The sequence below is a fragment of the Ottowia sp. genome (assembly GCF_047601385.1).
In the GTDB taxonomy this organism is placed as follows: Bacteria; Pseudomonadota; Gammaproteobacteria; order Burkholderiales; family Burkholderiaceae_C; genus Ottowia.
The window spans coordinates 792,100-807,842 of sequence record NZ_JASGJP010000001.1; the positions used below are offsets into that span (position 1 = coordinate 792,100).

Sequence of the window (15,743 nt, forward strand, 5' to 3'; positions counted from 1 at the left end):
AGGAGCAATCAACATGGCTGTCAACTACGGCTCCAAGCGCACGGTGGTCGGCGCGCACTATGGCTTGCGCGACTGGCTGGTCCAGCGCTTCACCGGCGCCCTCATGGCGATCTTCACCGTGGTGGTGCTGGCCCAGGTGCTGTTCACGAGCGGCCCCATCGGCTACGACAAGTGGGCCGGCATCTTCGCCTCGCAGTGGATGAAGGTGCTCACCTTCTCGGTCATCGTGGCCCTGATCTGGCACGCCTGGGTCGGCGTGCGCGACATCTGGATGGACTACGTGCAACCGGTGGGCGCGCGCCTGGTGCTGCAGGTTCTCACCATCATCTGGCTCGTCGGCTGCGGCGGCTGGGCCCTGCAGGTGCTGTGGCGCCTCTGATGTGCCGCGCCAGAACGAAAAACTGAACCACGATCATGAGCTACACCAAAGACAAAGTCCTCACCCGCAAATTCGACGTGGTGATCGTCGGCGCCGGCGGCTCCGGCATGCGCGCGTCGCTGCAGCTGGCGCGCGCCGGCCTGAACGTCGCCGTGCTGTCCAAGGTCTTCCCCACCCGCTCGCACACGGTGGCGGCGCAGGGCGGCGTCGGCGCCTCGCTCGGCAACATGTCCGAGGACAACTGGCACTACCACTTCTACGACACCATCAAGGGCTCCGACTGGCTGGGCGACCAGGACGCCATCGAGTTCATGTGCCAGGAAGCGCCCAAGGTGGTCTATGAGCTGGAGCACTTCGGGATGCCGTTCGACCGCAACCCGGACGGCACCATCTACCAGCGCCCCTTCGGCGGCCATACCGCCAACTACGGCGAGAAGCCCGTGCAGCGCGCCTGCGCCGCCGCCGACCGCACCGGCCACGCCATGCTGCACACGCTGTATCAGCAGAACGTGCAGGCCCGCACCACCTTCTTCGTCGAATGGATGGCGCTGGACCTGATCTGCGACGCCGACGGCGACGTGGTCGGCGTCACCGCCATCGAGATGGAAACGGGCGATCTGTACGTGCTGCATGCCAAGACCGTGCTGCTGGCCACGGGCGGCGCGGGCCGCATCTTCCAGGCTTCCACCAACGCCTTCATCAACACCGGCGACGGCCTGGGCATGGCGGCGCGCGCCGGCATCCCGCTGCAGGACATGGAGTTCTGGCAGTTCCACCCCACCGGCGTGGCCGGCGCGGGCGTGCTGCTGACCGAGGGCTGCCGCGGCGAAGGCGCCATCCTGCGCAACTCCAACGGCGAGCGCTTCATGGAACGCTATGCGCCCACGCTGAAAGACCTGGCGCCACGCGACTTCGTGTCCCGCTCGATGGACCAGGAGATCAAGGAAGGCCGCGGCTGCGGTCCCAACAAGGACTACATCCTGCTCGACATGACCCACCTGGGCGCCGACACCATCCGCAAGCGCCTGCCGTCGGTGGAGGAGATCGGCCACAACTTCGCCAACGTGGACATCACCAAGGAGCCCATCCCCGTGGTGCCCACCATCCACTACCAGATGGGTGGCATCCCGACCAACATCAACGGCCAGGTCTGCGTGCCCAGGGGCAGCGACCCGACAGCACCCATCCAGGGCCTGTACGCCGTCGGCGAGTGCTCCTGCGTCAGCGTGCACGGCGCCAACCGCCTGGGCACCAACTCCCTGCTCGACCTGCTGGTGTTCGGCAAGTCGGCCGGCAACCACATCATCGCCCACCACGCCAGGGGCGCGCACAAGCCGCTGCCCGCCAACGCGGCCGACTACTCGCTGGAGCGCCTGAACCGCCTGGAAGCCGCCAGCAGCGGCGAATACGCTCAGAACATCGCGGGCGACATCCGCGCCACCATGCAGAGCCATGCCGGCGTGTTCCGCACCCAGGCCAGCATGGACGAAGGCGTCCAGAAAATCGCCGAACTGCGCGAGCGCGTGAAGGGCCTGGGCCTGCAGGACCACTCGCGCGTATTCAACATGGCGCGCCAGGAGGCGCTGGAGGTCGAAAACCTGATCGAAGTCGCGCAGGCCACCATGGTATCGGCGGCCGCCCGCCACGAATGCCGCGGCGCGCACACGGTGCTTGACTACGAGCGCCCCGCCGACGACGCGCAGGCGCCGCTGGGCCGCGACGACGTGAACTGGATGAAGCACACGCTGTGGTCGTCCGAGACCAACGGCCTCAGCTACAAGCCGGTGCGCACCCAGCCGCTGACGGTCGAGACCGTTCCGCCGAAAGTCCGCACGTTCTGACCCGAGCCCCGGCCCAAAGGAAACCACGATGCAAAAACGCACCTTCAAGATCTACCGCTACGACCCGGAGAAAGACGCGAAGCCTTACATGGAGACGGTGGAGATCGAGCTCGAGGGCAACGAGCGCATGCTGCTCGACGCGCTGATCAAGCTCAAGGCCAAGGACCCCACGCTGTCATACCGCCGCTCCTGCCGCGAAGGCGTGTGCGGCTCCGACGCCATGAACATCAACGGCAAGAACGGCCTGGCCTGCCTGACCAACCTGCGCACGCTGAAAGACCCGATCGTCCTCAAGCCCCTGCCCGGCCTGCCCGTCATCCGCGACCTGATCGTGGACATGACGCAGTTCTTCAAGCAGTACAACTCGATCAAGCCCTACCTCGTCAACGACACGCCGCCGCCCGAGAAGGAGCGCCTGCAGTCGCCCGAGGAGCGCGAGGAACTCAACGGCCTGTACGAATGCATCCTGTGCGCGAGCTGTTCCACGAGCTGCCCCAGCTTCTGGTGGAACCCTGATAAATTCGTCGGCCCGGCCGGCCTGCTGCAGGCCTACCGGTTCATCGCCGACAGCCGGGACACCGACACCGGCGAACGCCTCGACAACCTCGAAGACCCCTACCGCCTGTTCCGCTGCCACACCATCATGAACTGTGTGGACGTGTGCCCCAAGGGCCTCAACCCTACCAAGGCCATCGGCAAGATCAAGGAGCTGATGGTGCGCCGCGCCGTCTGACGGGCACTTTCCGCCCAGGCAGAATGACAGCATGGACACACAGCGCATCGACGGTCATGCCCTCGGCAAGCTCAAGTGGCGCTGCCGCCGCGGCATGCTGGAGAACGACCTGCTGATCGAGCGCTTCTTCCAGCGGCACGAATCCGCCCTCACCCAGCGCCACGCCTCAGCGCTGGCGCGGCTCATGGATCTCTCGGATAACGATTTGCTCGATCTGCTGCTGAGGCGGAAAGAGCCTGGAGACGACATCAACACGCCCGATGTTCGCGAAGTGCTCGGCATGCTGCGGCCCCCTATCCGCGGCAGCCACCGGCCCGGCGCGTCCTTGCCCGCCAACCACTGAGGAAGCAACACGACATGAAACTCTCCGACAACAAAGCCACGCTCGCGTTCTCCAGCGGTAGTCCCAGCATCGAGCTGCCGGTCTACCAGGGCGCCGTCGGCCCGGACGTCATCGACATCCGCAAGCTGTACGCCCAGACCGGCATGTTCACCTACGACCCGGGCTTCCTGTCCACGGCGGCGTGCCAATCGGCCATCACCTACATCGACGGCGACAAGGGCGAGCTGCTGTACCGCGGCTATCCCATCGAGCAGCTGGCCGAGAAGTGCGACTACCTCGACACCTGCTATCTGCTGCTGAAGGGCGAGTTGCCGGACGCCAAGCAGCGCACCGACTTCCACAAGCTCGTGACCAACCACACCATGGTGCACGAGCAGATGCAGCTCTTCCTGCGCGGCTTCCGGCGCGATGCCCACCCCATGGCGGTACTCACCGGCCTGGTGGGCGCGCTGTCGGCCTTCTACCACGACAGCACCGACGTGCACAACGCCGAGCACCGCGAGATCGCCGCCATCCGCCTGATCGCCAAGATGCCCACGCTGGTGGCCATGGCCTACAAGTACGGCATCGGGCAGCCGTTCATGTACCCCAAGAACGACCTCAGCTACGCCGGCAACTTCCTGCGCATGATGTTCGGCAACCCTTGCGAGGAATACCAGGTCAACCCGACGCTTGAAAAAGCGCTCGACCGCATCTTCATCCTGCACGCCGACCACGAACAGAACGCCTCCACCTCCACGGTGCGCCTGTGCGGCAGCTCCGGCACCAACCCGTTCGCGGCCATCGCGGCCGGCGTGGCCTGCCTGTGGGGCCCGGCGCACGGCGGCGCCAACGAGGCGGCGCTGAACATGCTGGAAGACATCCAGCGCCAGGGCGGTGTGGCCAAGATCGGCGAGTTCGTCGCCAAGGTCAAGGACAAGAACAGCAGCGTCAAGCTGATGGGCTTCGGCCACCGCGTCTACAAGAACTACGATCCGCGCGCCAAGCTGATGCAGCAGACCTGCGACGACGTGCTGCTGGAACTCGGCCTGCAGAACGATCCGCTGTTCGCCCTGGCCAAGGCGCTGGAGAAGATCGCGCTGGAGGACGACTACTTCGTGCAGCGCAAGCTCTACCCGAACGTGGACTTCTACTCCGGCATCGTGCAGCGCGCCATCGGCATCCCGGTCAGCCTGTTCACCGGCATCTTCGCGCTGGCCCGCACCGTGGGCTGGATCGCCCAGCTCGACGAGATGCTGGCCGACCCCGAGTACAAGATCGGCCGCCCGCGCCAGCTCTACACCGGCTCGCCGCGCCGCAACGTGCCCTGAGCCGGCTGCCCGAGCCCTCGACAAACCCGCCCGCGTGGCGGGTTTTTCATTCATGCCGCCCGCACCTGCGCAGGTGGCTGCCGCAAGGCGCGCACGCTACGCGCACCCAGGATCAGCAACGCCTGCAACATGAACCCTGTCAGCGCCAGCAGCAAGCAAGCCGGCTCCCCCCAGCGTGCCCCCGCCAGCCCGCCGAGAGCGGCGCCCACGGGGCGGGCGCCCGCGTTGACCGTCAGAAACACGGCCGACACGCGGCCCAGCATGGCATCGGGTGTCATGTTCTGGCGCAGTGTGGCGGTCGTGATCGTCCAGACCATCGGCCCGCTGCCCAACAGGAAGTAGCTCAGTCCGGCCAGCCAGGCGCGGGGAAAGATCAGCGTCGCGGCCAGGAAGGCGGCGGCCAGCATGCCGCACAGCGGGCCGATCTGGATAGCCTGCCCCAGCGGCAGCGCGGCTACCAGACGAGGCGTGAGCAGCGCGCCCACGATCATGCCGACGCCATACCATGCCAGGGTGGCGCCGACGGCGGCAGCGTCCAGCCCCAGCGTACGAATGGCATAGGGCACATAGACGGTCTGCAGTACGAACCACGACAGGTTGAAGACCACGCCCGTCAGCAGGATGGGGCGCAGCAGCGCGTCCCGCCAGACGAAGGCGGCGCCGTCGGCCACCTCGCGCAGCGGATGCCGCCGCGCGGCCGCCCGGGCGGAAGCAGGGACATTCAGCCGGAGCAGCAACGCGATGGCGCTGGCCGACAGCAGCGCCGCCAGCACGAAGGCCGACGCAGCGCCCGCCCAGGACACGAGCGCGCCCGCCACTGCCGGGCCAGCGGCGAAGGCAGCGCTGCGGGCCAGTTCCAGGCGGCCGTTGGCCCGCGCCAGCAACTCGCGCGGCACCAGCGCGGACACCAGGCCCGGCGCGGCCACGCTGAAGCCGACCGTCCCCAACGCCCCCACGAAGCCCAGCACGGCCAGCCGGGCCAGGGTCAGTGATGACGACCACAGGAGCACCAGCATGGCCACCAGCGACAGCAGGCGCAATCCTTCGCCCCAGCGCATCAGGCGCTGCCGGGAAACTCGGTCGGCCAGCACGCCCAGCGGCATCGACAGCAACAGGAAGGGCAAAGTCTGCATGGCCGTCAGCAGGCCGATCTCGTCCGCGCCGGCGTTCAGGGCCAGCACGGCGATCAGCGGCGCGGCGGCCAGACTCAATTGCTCGGCCGATTGCGCGGCCAGATTGGACCAGGCCAGCGGAGGGAAGGCGGGAGGCAGCGGGTTGATCATCGACATGCAGGCAGTTCTGCAGCGCGAGCACCGCACGAATCGCGCGCAGTGTGTCAAGTGCGAACGTGGGCGTCTCGCCATTTGCGGACATGTGAAGCCGGCCCACGAGCCGCCGGCCTACCGAGGCGGTAGCAGCTCTATCAATTACATAGCTGGATGCGCCCGCCCATCGGGCGCTGACGCCGCTTTTCCTTGCATATCCGGACAGGCAAGGCACTCATCGCCATTCAAGATGTCAAACTACATCAAATATAAGGAAAATCGCTTTTCGCCATCTCTGATTGCGATGACCAGCACCGCCCCATTTCCACCTTCCGAACGCAGCTTCGCCCGCCGCATCGACCTGACGTCGCTGCAGTTGTTCGTGGCCGTCTGCGAAACGGGCAGCATCGGCCGCGCGGCCGAGCGCGAGTTCATCGCCGCCTCTGCCGTCAGCAGGCGCCTGTCCGACCTGGAAGCCGGCCTGGGCACCGCCCTGCTCTACCGCCACGCGCGCGGGGTCGATCTGACGCCGGCGGGCCAGAGCCTGCTGCACCACGCGCGCGCGGTGCTGTTCGGGCTGGAGCAGATGCAGAGCGAGCTGTCCGAATACGCCGACGGCGTGCGCGGCCACGTGCGCGTGCACGCCAGCATCTCGGCCATCGTGCAGTTCCTGCCCGAAGACCTGGGCAGCTTCGTGCGCCAGTACCCCAGCGTGAAGATCGACCTGCAGGAGCAACTCTCGGGCGACGTGGTGCGCGCCGTGCGCGAGGGCGCCGCCGACCTGGGCATCTGCAACGCCAGCGCGCTGGCCCTCGGCGGCGAGGCGCTTCAGGCGCGGCCCTACCGCACCGATCGTTTGGCATTGATTGTGCCCGCAGCGCACGCCCTGTCTGCGCTGGCAGCTATCAAATTTGAAGAATCGCTGGACGAGGACCACGTCGGCCTGCACGCCAACAGCTCGATCGCACTGGCCATGCACCAGGCGGCGGCGCGTGCCGGCCGCGCCATCCGCCTGCGCATCCGCGTGACCGGGCTGGACGCCATGTGCCGCATGATCGACAACGGCCTGGGCGTCGGCGTCATGCCGCTGGGCGCGTTCGAGTCGATGCGCGGCAGCGGCCGGCTGCGCGCCGTCCCGCTGGCCGACGACTGGGCCGCGCGCCAGATCAGCCTGATCGCGCGCGACTTCGACACCCTGCCCCTCACCGCCCGCTCGCTGGTCGAGCACCTGCGGGCATAAAATCCGCACCCCACGAAGGCCCACGCCATGATCGCCAGAACCCTCTACGACAAGATCTGGGACGAGCACGTCGTCCACACCGAGGAGGACGGCACCGCCGTGCTCTACATCGACCGCCACCTGGTGCACGAAGTCACCAGCCCGCAGGCCTACGAGGGCTTGCGCCAGGCCGGCCGCAAGGTCTGGCGCGTCAGCTCGGTCGTCGCCACGGCCGACCACAACACGCCCACCACCGGCTGGGAGCGCGGCTACGACGGCATCGACGACCCCATCAGCAAGGAGCAGGTCACCACGCTGGACGCCAACATCCGGGCCAACGGCGCCGCCGCCTTCTTCCCCTTCCTGCACCAGCGCCAGGGCATCGTGCACGTGATCGGCCCCGAGAACGGCGCCACCCTGCCGGGCATGACGGTGGTCTGCGGCGACAGCCACACCAGCACCCACGGCGCCTTCGGCGCGCTGGCGCACGGCATCGGCACCAGCGAGGTCGAGCACGTGCTGGCCACGCAGACGCTGCTGGCCAAGAAGGCAAAGAACATGCTGGTGCGGGTCAACGGCCAGGCCGCGCCCGGCGTGACCGCCAAGGACATCGTGCTGGCCATCATCGGTCGCATCGGCACGGCCGGCGGCACCGGCTACACGATCGAGTTCGCCGGCGACGCCATCCGCGCGCTCAGCATGGAAGGCCGCATGACGGTGTGCAACATGGCCATCGAGGCCGGCGCCCGCGCCGGGCTGGTGGCCGTGGACGACAAGACCATCGAGTACGTCAAGGGCCGCCTGCTGGCCCCGGGCACCGACGCCGCCACCGGCCGCTTCGCCGGCGGCCCCGAGTGGGACCAGGCCGCGGCCTACTGGAAGACGCTGTTCTCCGACCCCGGCGCGAAGTTCGACACCGTGGTGGAACTGGACGCCGCCCAGATCGTGCCGCAGGTCACCTGGGGCACCAGCCCCGAGATGGTGCTGGGCATCGACGGCCGCGTGCCCGACCCCGACAAGGAGAAAGACCCCAGCAAGCGCGGCGCCATCGAGCGCGCCCTGACCTACATGGGCCTCACGCCCAACAAGGCGATGGACGACATCGCCGTGGACAAGGTGTTCATCGGCAGCTGCACCAACAGCCGCATCGAGGACATGCGCGAGGCCGCCGCCATCGTCAAGCGGCTGGGCCTGCGCGTGGCGCCGGGCGTGAAGCTGGCGATGGTGGTGCCCGGCTCGGGCCTGGTGAAGCGGCAGGCCGAGGCCGAGGGGCTGGACAAGGTCTTCACCGCCGCCGGCTTCGAGTGGCGCGAGCCCGGATGCAGCATGTGCCTGGCCATGAACGCCGACCGCCTGGAGCCCGGCGAACGCTGCGCCTCCACCAGCAACCGCAACTTCGAAGGCCGCCAGGGCAACGGCGGCCGCACCCACCTCGTCAGCCCCGCCATGGCGGCGGCGGCGGCGGTGCACGGGCATTTCGTCGACGTTCGGCGTTTTGTCTGACGCGCGCGGCGGCCCGGTTTGCTACGCTCTGAATCCTCTGCATTCGCAACCAAGGAGACCCTCATGAAAAGCACGCTTTCGCTGCTGCTGGCCGCCGCCGCACTCGCCCTGGGCGGCTGCAACACCTGGCAAGGCGCCAAGACGGATGCCAAGCAGGTCGGCGGCACCGTCACCCACGCCGTGGGCACCGGCCTCGACAAGGCCGGCGATGGCCTGAACAAGGCAGGCGAGAAGGTCAAGGAAGTCGGCAAGTAAGCCAGCCCGGCGTACCCCTGGCGGTGCGCCGAGGATGGCGATCGGAAAAGGCAGCATGGAAAAATTCACCGTACACCAGGGGCTCGTCGCCCCCATGGACCGCGAGAACGTCGATACCGACGCCATCATCCCCAAGCAGTTCCTCAAGTCGATCAAGCGCACGGGCTTCGGCCCCAACCTGTTCGACGAGTGGCGCTACCTCGACAAGGGCGAGCCAGGCATGGATCCGGCCACGCGCAAGCCCAACCCGGACTTCGTGCTGAACCAGCCGCGCTACCAGGGCGCCTCGATCCTGCTGGCGCGCCGGAACTTCGGCTGCGGCTCCAGCCGCGAGCACGCGCCCTGGGCCATCCAACAGTACGGCATCCGCGCGCTGATCGCGCCGAGCTACGCCGACATCTTCTTCAACAACTGCTTCAAGAACGGCCTGCTGCCCATCGTGCTGCCCGAGAGCACCGTGGCCAAGCTGTTCGACGAGGTGGCGGCCTTCCCCGGCTACCAGCTCACCATCGACCTGGAGCGCCAAACCGTCGTCAAGCCGGACGGCGGCGAGATCGCCTTCGACGTGCAGCCCTTCCGCAAGTACTGCCTGCTGGGCGGCTTCGACGACATCGGCCTCACGCTGCGCCACCGCGACAAGATCAAGGCTTTCGAGGCCAACCGCCTGGCCAGCAAGCCCTGGCTCGCGCATACCGTGAACACGGTCGCCTGAGCGGCCGGCCGTTTAATAGCCAAATCGGCCTCCAGCGCTTGCCAGACAAACGCTGGCAGCTATCAAAATAAAAGCAAGCAACATGAAGATCGCAGTTCTCCCCGGTGACGGCATCGGCACCGAGATCGTGGCCGAGGCCGTCAAGGTGCTCCAGCGCCTGGACCTGAAGTTCGAGCTGGAGCACGCCGACGTCGGCGGCACCGCCTACGACAGGCACGGCCACCCGCTGCCCGAGGCCACGCTCAAGCTCGCGCAGGCCGCCGACGCCGTGCTCTTCGGCGCCGTCGGCGACTGGAAGTACGACAAGCTCGACCGCCCGCTGCGCCCCGAGCAGGCCATCCTGGGCCTGCGCAAGCACCTGGGCCTGTTCGCCAACTTCCGCCCGGCCATCTGCTACGAGCAGCTCACGCACGCCTCCAGCCTCAAGCCCGAACTGGTGGCGGGCCTGGACATCCTCATCATCCGCGAGCTGACGGGCGACATCTACTTCGGCCAGCCGCGCGGCAAGCGCACGGCCGTCGACGGCCACTTCCCCGGCACCGAGGAAGCCTTCGACACCATGCGCTACAGCCGGCCCGAGATCGAGCGCATCGCCCGCGTCGCCTTCGACGCCGCGCGCAAGCGCGGCAAGAAGGTCACCAGCGTCGACAAGGCCAACGTGCTGGAGACCTTCCAGTTCTGGAAGGACGTGGTCACCGAAGTCCACAAGGACTACCCCGACGTGACGCTGGAACACATGTACGTCGACAACGCCGCCATGCAGCTCGTCAAGGCCCCCAAGGCGTTCGACGTGATCGTCACCGGCAACATGTTCGGCGACATCCTCAGCGACGAAGCCTCCATGCTCACCGGCTCCATCGGCATGCTGCCTTCGGCTTCGCTGAACGACAAAAAGCAGGGCCTGTACGAGCCCAGCCACGGCAGCGCGCCCGACATCGCCGGCAAGGGCGTGGCCAACCCGCTGGCCACCATCCTCAGCGCCGCGATGATGCTGCGCTTCAGCCTGAACCAGCCCGAGGCCGCCGACCGCATCGAAGCCGCCGTCAGGAGGGTGCTGGCGCAAGGGCTGCGCACGCCCGACATCCACAGCGAAGGCACCACCAAGGTGGGCACGCGCGAGATGGGTGAGGCGGTGGTCAAGGTGCTGTAGAGAACCGCCGCGCCGCCGTGGCCCAGCCCGCCCCCAAGGTCCTCGCCTTCGACGTGTTCGGCACCGTCGTGGACTGGCACAGTTCCATCGTTGCCGAGATGGCGGTGCTGTACCCGCAGGTCGACGGCGACGCCTTCGCCCTGGCCTGGCGCGAGGGCTACCAGCCAGCCATGCAGCGCGTGCGCGCCGGCGAGCTGGGCTGGACGCGCATCGACGAGCTGCACCGCCTGATCCTCGACGACCTGCTGCCCCGCTTCGGCCTCGACGGCCTGGCCGAGAACGAGCGCCGCCACCTCAACCGCGTGTGGCACCGCCTCAATGCCTGGCCGGACGTGGTCGAGGGCCTGTCGCGCCTGAAGACGCGCTACACGCTCACCACGCTGTCCAACGGCAACATCGGCCTGCTCACCGACATGGCCAAGCACGCCGGCCTGCCCTGGGACTGCGTGCTCTCGGCCGAGGTGTTCCGCGCCTACAAGCCCGATGCGGCCGTCTACCAGGGCGCGGCCGACGTGTTCGACATCGCCCCCATCGACGTGATGCTGGTCGCCGCCCACCACGACGACCTGGCCGCCGCGCGCGCCTGCGGCCTGCAAACGGCCTACGTCGAGCGGCCGCTGGAGTTCGGCGCCGCCCACCCGAAGGACGTGTCGCCCCATGCCGACAACACGCTGCACGCGCGCGACTTCCTTCACCTGGCGCAGCAGCTCGGCGTGTGATTGCTATTTCTTCCATAGCTGCCAGCGCTTGTCTGGCGAGCGCTGGAGGCCCATTTCATTCAAAAACCCACAGCCTCCGGCCGCACCCGTGCGCTGCGCTAAAATCTCGCCCCATGAACGCGCCTGATCGCTCCGATCTCCCCGCCCCGGCCGCCGCGCCGGGCGTTGGCGCGCGCATCACCTCCAAGACCACGATCACCCAAAAAGGCTGACCAGCCTGGGTTCGTCGTGCGCGCCGCCTCCGGAGCCAGACGAGCCCGGCAGGCCAGACAGATTCACTTTGTTTGAAAGGCGCGAAAGCACATGAAAGTCGGCAACGTTGTAGGCCTCGTCGGATGGCGCGGCATGGTGGGCTCTGTCCTGATGGACCGCATGCAGGCCGAGGGCGACTTCGACCTGATCGAGCCCGTGTTCTTCTCCACCAGCAACGCCGGCGGCCCCGCGCCCGCCATGGCCAGGAACGAGAAGACCCTCAAGGACGCCACCGACATCGCCGCGCTGTCCAAGTGCGACGTCATCATCACCTGCCAGGGCGGCGACTACACCAACGAGGTCTATCCCAAGCTGCGCGCCGCCGGCTGGAAAGGCCACTGGATCGACGCCGCCAGCGCCCTGCGCATGAAGGACAACGCCGTCATCGTGCTCGACCCGGTGAACATGCCCGTCATCAAGAACGCCCTGGCCAAGGGCGGCACCGACTGGATCGGCGGCAACTGCACCGTGAGCTGCATGCTGATGGGCGTGGGCGCGCTCTACAAGGCCGGCCTGGTCGAGTGGATGAGCACGCAGACCTACCAGGCCGCCAGCGGCGGCGGCGCGCAGCACATGCGCGAGTTGCTGACGCAGTTCGGCACCCTCAACGCCGAGGTGCGCGACCTGCTGGCCGACCCCAAGAGCGCCATCCTCGAGATCGACCGCAAGGTCATCGCCAAGCAACGCGCGCTCGGCGCCGACGAGACCGCCAACTTCGGCGTGCCGCTGGGCGGCTCGCTGATCCCCTGGATCGACAAGGACCTGGGCAACGGCGTCAGCCGCGAAGAATGGAAGGGCATGGCCGAAACCAACAAGATCCTCGGCCTGGGCGAAGGCTTCGGCTCGGCGCCGATCCCGGTGGACGGCTTCTGCGTGCGCATCGGCGCCATGCGCTGCCACAGCCAGGCGCTGACCTTCAAGCTGAACAAGGACGTGCCGGTGGCCGACATCGAGGCCCTCATCGCCGCCGACAACCCCTGGGCCAAGGTGGTGCCCAACACCCGCGAGGCCACCATGCGCGACCTGACGCCGGTGGCCGTGACCGGCACGCTCGACATCCCCGTCGGCCGCATCCGCAAACTGGCCATGGGCCCCGAGTACGTCGGCGCGTTTACCATCGGCGACCAGTTGCTGTGGGGCGCGGCCGAGCCGCTGCGGCGCATGCTGCGCATCCTGCTCGAGGCTTGAATCGAGACCCCGAACGAACTACGGGCGACCCCTTCGAAAAGGGTGCCGCCCGTTGTCACCAGGCAACATGGCACGAACAGATTCCGGCCAGACGCCAACTTGTGAAGATACTTAACCAGTGTCTCAGCTTGTCAGCCTAATTTGTTGATGTTAATGTCGATTTTCAAATTCGTTCCGGCGAGGTTTGGCCTGGCCCCATCATCTATGCACAACAAGACCGCCCAGATCCCGGAGGGATCGATCGACTTCACAGGCATGAGCCGCCAGCCCTGGAAAGCCTCCGCTTTGGCCGCCGCCGCAGCGCTGGCCCTGCTGGGCGCCAGCTTCAACGCGCAGGCCGTGGCCCTCGGCGCGGTGACGGTGCGTTCGGCCCTGGGCGAACCGCTGCGGGCCGAGATCGAGGTACCGCAGATATCGTCCGAAGAAGCCGCCAGCTTCCAGGCCAGCGTGGCATCGCCGCAAGCCTTTCGCGCCGCAGGCGTCGAATACACCCAGGCCTTGGCCGGCGCGCGCGTCACCCTGCACCGCCGCGCCAACGGCGAAGCCTATCTGCGCGTGGCGGGCGAGCGCCCCATCAACGAACCCTTCCTCGGCGTGGTGATCCAGGCCAACTGGGCCGGTGGCAGCATCGTGCGCGACTACACCATGCTGGTCGATCCGCCCGGCCGCGCCGCGCCGCCCCCGGTGGCGGTCACGCGGCCGCAGGCCACGCCGCCCGTGGTGCAGGCGCCCGCCGGCGAAGCGCGCCGCCCGGCGCCGCAGCCGGCCGAAGCGGCGCGCCCCGCCGCCCGCCGCGCCGCGCCAGCGGCGCCCGCGCCCAGCGGCGACGGCACGCAAGTCACCGTCCAGCGCGGCGACACCGCCTACGGCATCGTCAGTGCGCACGCGGCGGAAGGCGTGTCGCTCGACCAGATGCTGATCGCCCTGCTGCGCGCCAACCCCCAGGCCTTCGTCGGCGGCAACGTGAACCGCATGCGGACCGGAGTCGTGCTGAACATGCCGACCGCCGAGCAGGCCAGCGCCGTTTCGCGCCAGGCAGCCCGGCGCGCAGTGGTCGCGCAGGCGCGCGACTTCAACGCCTACCGCCGTGGCGTGGCCCAGAACGTGCGCGACACCCCTGTGGCATCCGCCAGCCGCAGTGCCTCGGGCAGCGTGCAGACGCAGGTCCAGGAAAGCCGTGCGCCCGCGCCCAGCCAGGATCGCCTGACGCTGTCGCGCGGCGGCGCACCCACCGGCGCCGAGTCGGCCACCGCCCAGTCGCGCCAGGCCCAGGAACAGGCCGGCCGCGTGGCCGAATTGAACAAGAACATCAGCGACCTGGCGCGCATTCAATCCGCCTCAGGCGCGGCCGCCGCAGCCTCGGCGCCGGGCATCGGCGTGCCCACGGGCACCGCGCCCGGCACCACAGCGCCCCCGCCACCCACCGCCGCACCCGCCACCGAGGCCGCATCGGCCGCACCCGCTGCGGCGCCAGCCGGCACGGCATCCGGTGCCGAAGCAGCCGCCACGGTGGCGGCCGACGCCGCGTCCGCGGCTGCCGCAGCAGCTTCGGCCGGTGAGGCCGCTGCATCGGCTGCCGCAGCCGCGGCTTCCGAACCGGCGCCCATCGCGTCGGCCCCCGTCATCGTGCCGGCGCCGGTCCCCGCGCCCCCGCCCGCTCCCGTGGCGGAGCCCAGCTTCCTGGATTCGCTGACGGAAAACCCCCTGCTGCCGATCGCCGGCGCGGGCCTGCTGGCGCTGCTGGCCGGCTATGGGGTCTACCGTTCGCGTCAGCGCAAGAAGGAAGCCGCGCCGCTGGACAGCTCCTTCATCGAAAGCCGCCTGCAACCCGATTCGTTCTTCGGCGCCAGCGGCGGCCAGCGCGTGAACACGCGCGAAACCACCGGCACCGGCAACTCGTCGATGGCGTATTCGCCCAGCCAGCTCGACGCGGCGGGCGACGTCGATCCGGTGGCCGAGGCCGACGTGTACCTGGCCTACGGCCGCGATATGCAGGCCGAGGAAATCCTCAAGGAAGCCCTGCGCACGCACCCGGGCCGCATCTCCATTCACCGCAAGCTGGCCGAGATCTACGCCAAGCGCCGCGATGTCCGAGCGCTGGAATCCCTCGCGGTGGATGCCTACGATGTGACGGGAGGCGAAGGCCCGGACTGGCTGGCCATCACGGCCTTGGGCAGCGAGCTCGACCCCGGCAACCAGCTCTACAAGCCCGGTGGCGCGCCAGTGGCGCGCACCGCTCCGGTACCGGTGCGCGGCAGCTTCGGCGCCGACACCGAGCCGCAGACCGCGCAGTTGCTGGACAAAAAGCGCAGCAGCAGCATCCCGCTGGACGTCAACCTGGATCTGGACGACGCCCCCGTGCGTGGCGCCGGCCCCGCCGCCGCCAGTGCTGCGACGGCGGCCGCCGCGGCCGCGCCGGTGAGCGCCCCCATCGACCTCGATCTGGACCTGGGCCTGGAGGACGCCCCCGTGCGCGCCTCGGACGCAGTTCCCTTGTCCTCCGCGCCAGCCAGCCGCCCGGTGGATTCGGATCTGGACATGGATTTCGCCCCGCCGTCCGAACTGGGCCCCGAAACCCGCCCCCCGCTCGCTGCCGCACCGGCAACACCGAAGGCGGGCGAGAACTCCGGCATGATCGAGTTCGACATGGCCGCGCTGTCGGTCGACCCTGATTCGCGCTCCGGCGGCGAACTGCAGACCGAGCAATCGCCCGACGCCGACGACGACCCCATCGGTACCAAGCTGGCGCTGGCGCAGGAATTCCACGCCATCGGCGACACCGACGGCGCGCGCAGCCTGGTGAAGGAAGTCATCGCCGAGGCCTCGGGCGCGCTCAAGGCGCGCGCGGAGCGCTTCCTGGCCGAACTGGGCTGA

14 protein-coding genes are annotated in these 15,743 nt (G+C 68.5%); 13 read left to right on the top strand and 1 reads right to left on the bottom strand.

What is annotated here, in order from left to right; translation table 11 throughout:
* Positions 1 to 13 precede the first annotated feature (13 nt).
* Genes sdhD through QM772_RS03880 form a run of 5 tightly spaced genes read left to right on the top strand, consistent with a single transcriptional unit; the run spans position 14 to position 4,606 of the window.
* The gene (gene sdhD / locus QM772_RS03860) at positions 14 to 379 is read left to right on the top strand and encodes a succinate dehydrogenase, hydrophobic membrane anchor protein (RefSeq protein ID WP_415134139.1); all 366 of its coding nucleotides are present in this window, start codon (positions 14 to 16) and stop codon (positions 377 to 379) included.
* 35 nt (positions 380 to 414) lie between these two features.
* A complete protein-coding gene (gene sdhA, locus QM772_RS03865; protein WP_415134140.1) occupies positions 415 to 2,220 on the top strand; it encodes a succinate dehydrogenase flavoprotein subunit in 1,806 nt (601 codons plus the stop codon).
* A gap of 28 nt (positions 2,221 to 2,248) precedes the next feature.
* On the top strand, positions 2,249 to 2,953 hold the full coding sequence (locus QM772_RS03870) for a succinate dehydrogenase iron-sulfur subunit (RefSeq protein ID WP_415134141.1): 705 nt from the start codon (positions 2,249 to 2,251) through the stop codon (positions 2,951 to 2,953).
* A 31-nt stretch (positions 2,954 to 2,984) separates the two neighbouring features.
* Positions 2,985 to 3,296: a succinate dehydrogenase assembly factor 2 gene (locus tag QM772_RS03875; RefSeq protein ID WP_415134142.1), complete on the top strand. Its 312-nt coding sequence runs from the start codon at positions 2,985 to 2,987 to the stop codon at positions 3,294 to 3,296.
* A gap of 14 nt (positions 3,297 to 3,310) precedes the next feature.
* A complete protein-coding gene (locus tag QM772_RS03880; RefSeq protein WP_415134143.1) occupies positions 3,311 to 4,606 on the top strand; it encodes a citrate synthase in 1,296 nt (431 codons plus the stop codon).
* Positions 4,607 to 4,656: 50 nt separating this feature from the next.
* On the opposite strand, the gene QM772_RS03885 is transcribed toward QM772_RS03880, so the two are convergent.
* Positions 4,657 to 5,895 (bottom strand): MFS transporter, encoded by a 1,239-nt coding sequence (locus QM772_RS03885; RefSeq protein WP_415134144.1) that lies wholly within the window; start codon positions 5,893 to 5,895, stop codon positions 4,657 to 4,659.
* Positions 5,896 to 6,175: 280 nt separating this feature from the next.
* Here QM772_RS03885 and QM772_RS03890 point away from each other — a divergent pair, with 280 nt between their 5' ends.
* The 8 genes from QM772_RS03890 (at position 6,176) to QM772_RS03925 (ending at position 15,743) form a co-directional block, all read left to right on the top strand.
* Positions 6,176 to 7,111, top strand: a complete 936-nt coding sequence (locus QM772_RS03890; protein WP_415134145.1) for a LysR substrate-binding domain-containing protein — start codon at positions 6,176 to 6,178, stop codon at positions 7,109 to 7,111.
* 30 nt (positions 7,112 to 7,141) lie between these two features.
* Positions 7,142 to 8,593: a 3-isopropylmalate dehydratase large subunit gene (gene leuC / locus QM772_RS03895; RefSeq protein WP_415139449.1), complete on the top strand. Its 1,452-nt coding sequence runs from the start codon at positions 7,142 to 7,144 to the stop codon at positions 8,591 to 8,593.
* 63 nt (positions 8,594 to 8,656) lie between these two features.
* Positions 8,657 to 8,848 carry an entericidin EcnAB gene (locus tag QM772_RS03900; RefSeq protein ID WP_415134146.1) on the top strand — a complete coding sequence of 64 codons (192 nt, stop codon included), beginning with the start codon at positions 8,657 to 8,659 and terminating at the stop codon, positions 8,846 to 8,848.
* A 55-nt stretch (positions 8,849 to 8,903) separates the two neighbouring features.
* Positions 8,904 to 9,560 (top strand): 3-isopropylmalate dehydratase small subunit, encoded by a 657-nt coding sequence (leuD, locus tag QM772_RS03905; RefSeq protein WP_415134147.1) that lies wholly within the window; start codon positions 8,904 to 8,906, stop codon positions 9,558 to 9,560.
* A gap of 82 nt (positions 9,561 to 9,642) precedes the next feature.
* Positions 9,643 to 10,710 carry a 3-isopropylmalate dehydrogenase gene (leuB, locus tag QM772_RS03910; protein ID WP_415134148.1) on the top strand — a complete coding sequence of 356 codons (1,068 nt, stop codon included), beginning with the start codon at positions 9,643 to 9,645 and terminating at the stop codon, positions 10,708 to 10,710.
* A gap of 17 nt (positions 10,711 to 10,727) precedes the next feature.
* Positions 10,728 to 11,429, top strand: coding sequence for a haloacid dehalogenase type II (locus QM772_RS03915; RefSeq protein WP_415134149.1), 702 nt, complete (start codon positions 10,728 to 10,730; stop codon positions 11,427 to 11,429).
* A 303-nt stretch (positions 11,430 to 11,732) separates the two neighbouring features.
* Positions 11,733 to 12,869 carry an aspartate-semialdehyde dehydrogenase gene (asd, locus tag QM772_RS03920; protein ID WP_415134150.1) on the top strand — a complete coding sequence of 379 codons (1,137 nt, stop codon included), beginning with the start codon at positions 11,733 to 11,735 and terminating at the stop codon, positions 12,867 to 12,869.
* A gap of 204 nt (positions 12,870 to 13,073) precedes the next feature.
* Positions 13,074 to 15,743, top strand: a complete 2,670-nt coding sequence (locus QM772_RS03925; RefSeq protein ID WP_415134151.1) for a FimV/HubP family polar landmark protein — start codon at positions 13,074 to 13,076, stop codon at positions 15,741 to 15,743.

Excerpts from the sequence above, each read along its gene's own strand:
- sdhA (WP_415134140.1), top strand. The coding sequence starts at position 415 with ATGAGCTACACCAAAGACAAAGTCCTCACCCGCAAATTCGACGTGGTG.
- leuB (WP_415134148.1), top strand. The coding sequence starts at position 9,643 with ATGAAGATCGCAGTTCTCCCCGGTGACGGCATCGGCACCGAGATCGTG.
- sdhD (WP_415134139.1), top strand. The coding sequence starts at position 14 with ATGGCTGTCAACTACGGCTCCAAGCGCACGGTGGTCGGCGCGCACTAT.
- QM772_RS03875 (WP_415134142.1), top strand. The coding sequence starts at position 2,985 with ATGGACACACAGCGCATCGACGGTCATGCCCTCGGCAAGCTCAAGTGG.
- QM772_RS03880 (WP_415134143.1), top strand. The coding sequence starts at position 3,311 with ATGAAACTCTCCGACAACAAAGCCACGCTCGCGTTCTCCAGCGGTAGT.
- asd (WP_415134150.1), top strand. The coding sequence starts at position 11,733 with ATGAAAGTCGGCAACGTTGTAGGCCTCGTCGGATGGCGCGGCATGGTG.
- leuD (WP_415134147.1), top strand. The coding sequence starts at position 8,904 with ATGGAAAAATTCACCGTACACCAGGGGCTCGTCGCCCCCATGGACCGC.
- QM772_RS03890 (WP_415134145.1), top strand. The coding sequence starts at position 6,176 with ATGACCAGCACCGCCCCATTTCCACCTTCCGAACGCAGCTTCGCCCGC.
- QM772_RS03870 (WP_415134141.1), top strand. The coding sequence starts at position 2,249 with ATGCAAAAACGCACCTTCAAGATCTACCGCTACGACCCGGAGAAAGAC.
- QM772_RS03900 (WP_415134146.1), top strand. The coding sequence starts at position 8,657 with ATGAAAAGCACGCTTTCGCTGCTGCTGGCCGCCGCCGCACTCGCCCTG.
- QM772_RS03885 (WP_415134144.1), bottom strand. The coding sequence starts at position 5,895 with ATGTCGATGATCAACCCGCTGCCTCCCGCCTTCCCTCCGCTGGCCTGG.
- QM772_RS03925 (WP_415134151.1), top strand. The coding sequence starts at position 13,074 with ATGCACAACAAGACCGCCCAGATCCCGGAGGGATCGATCGACTTCACA.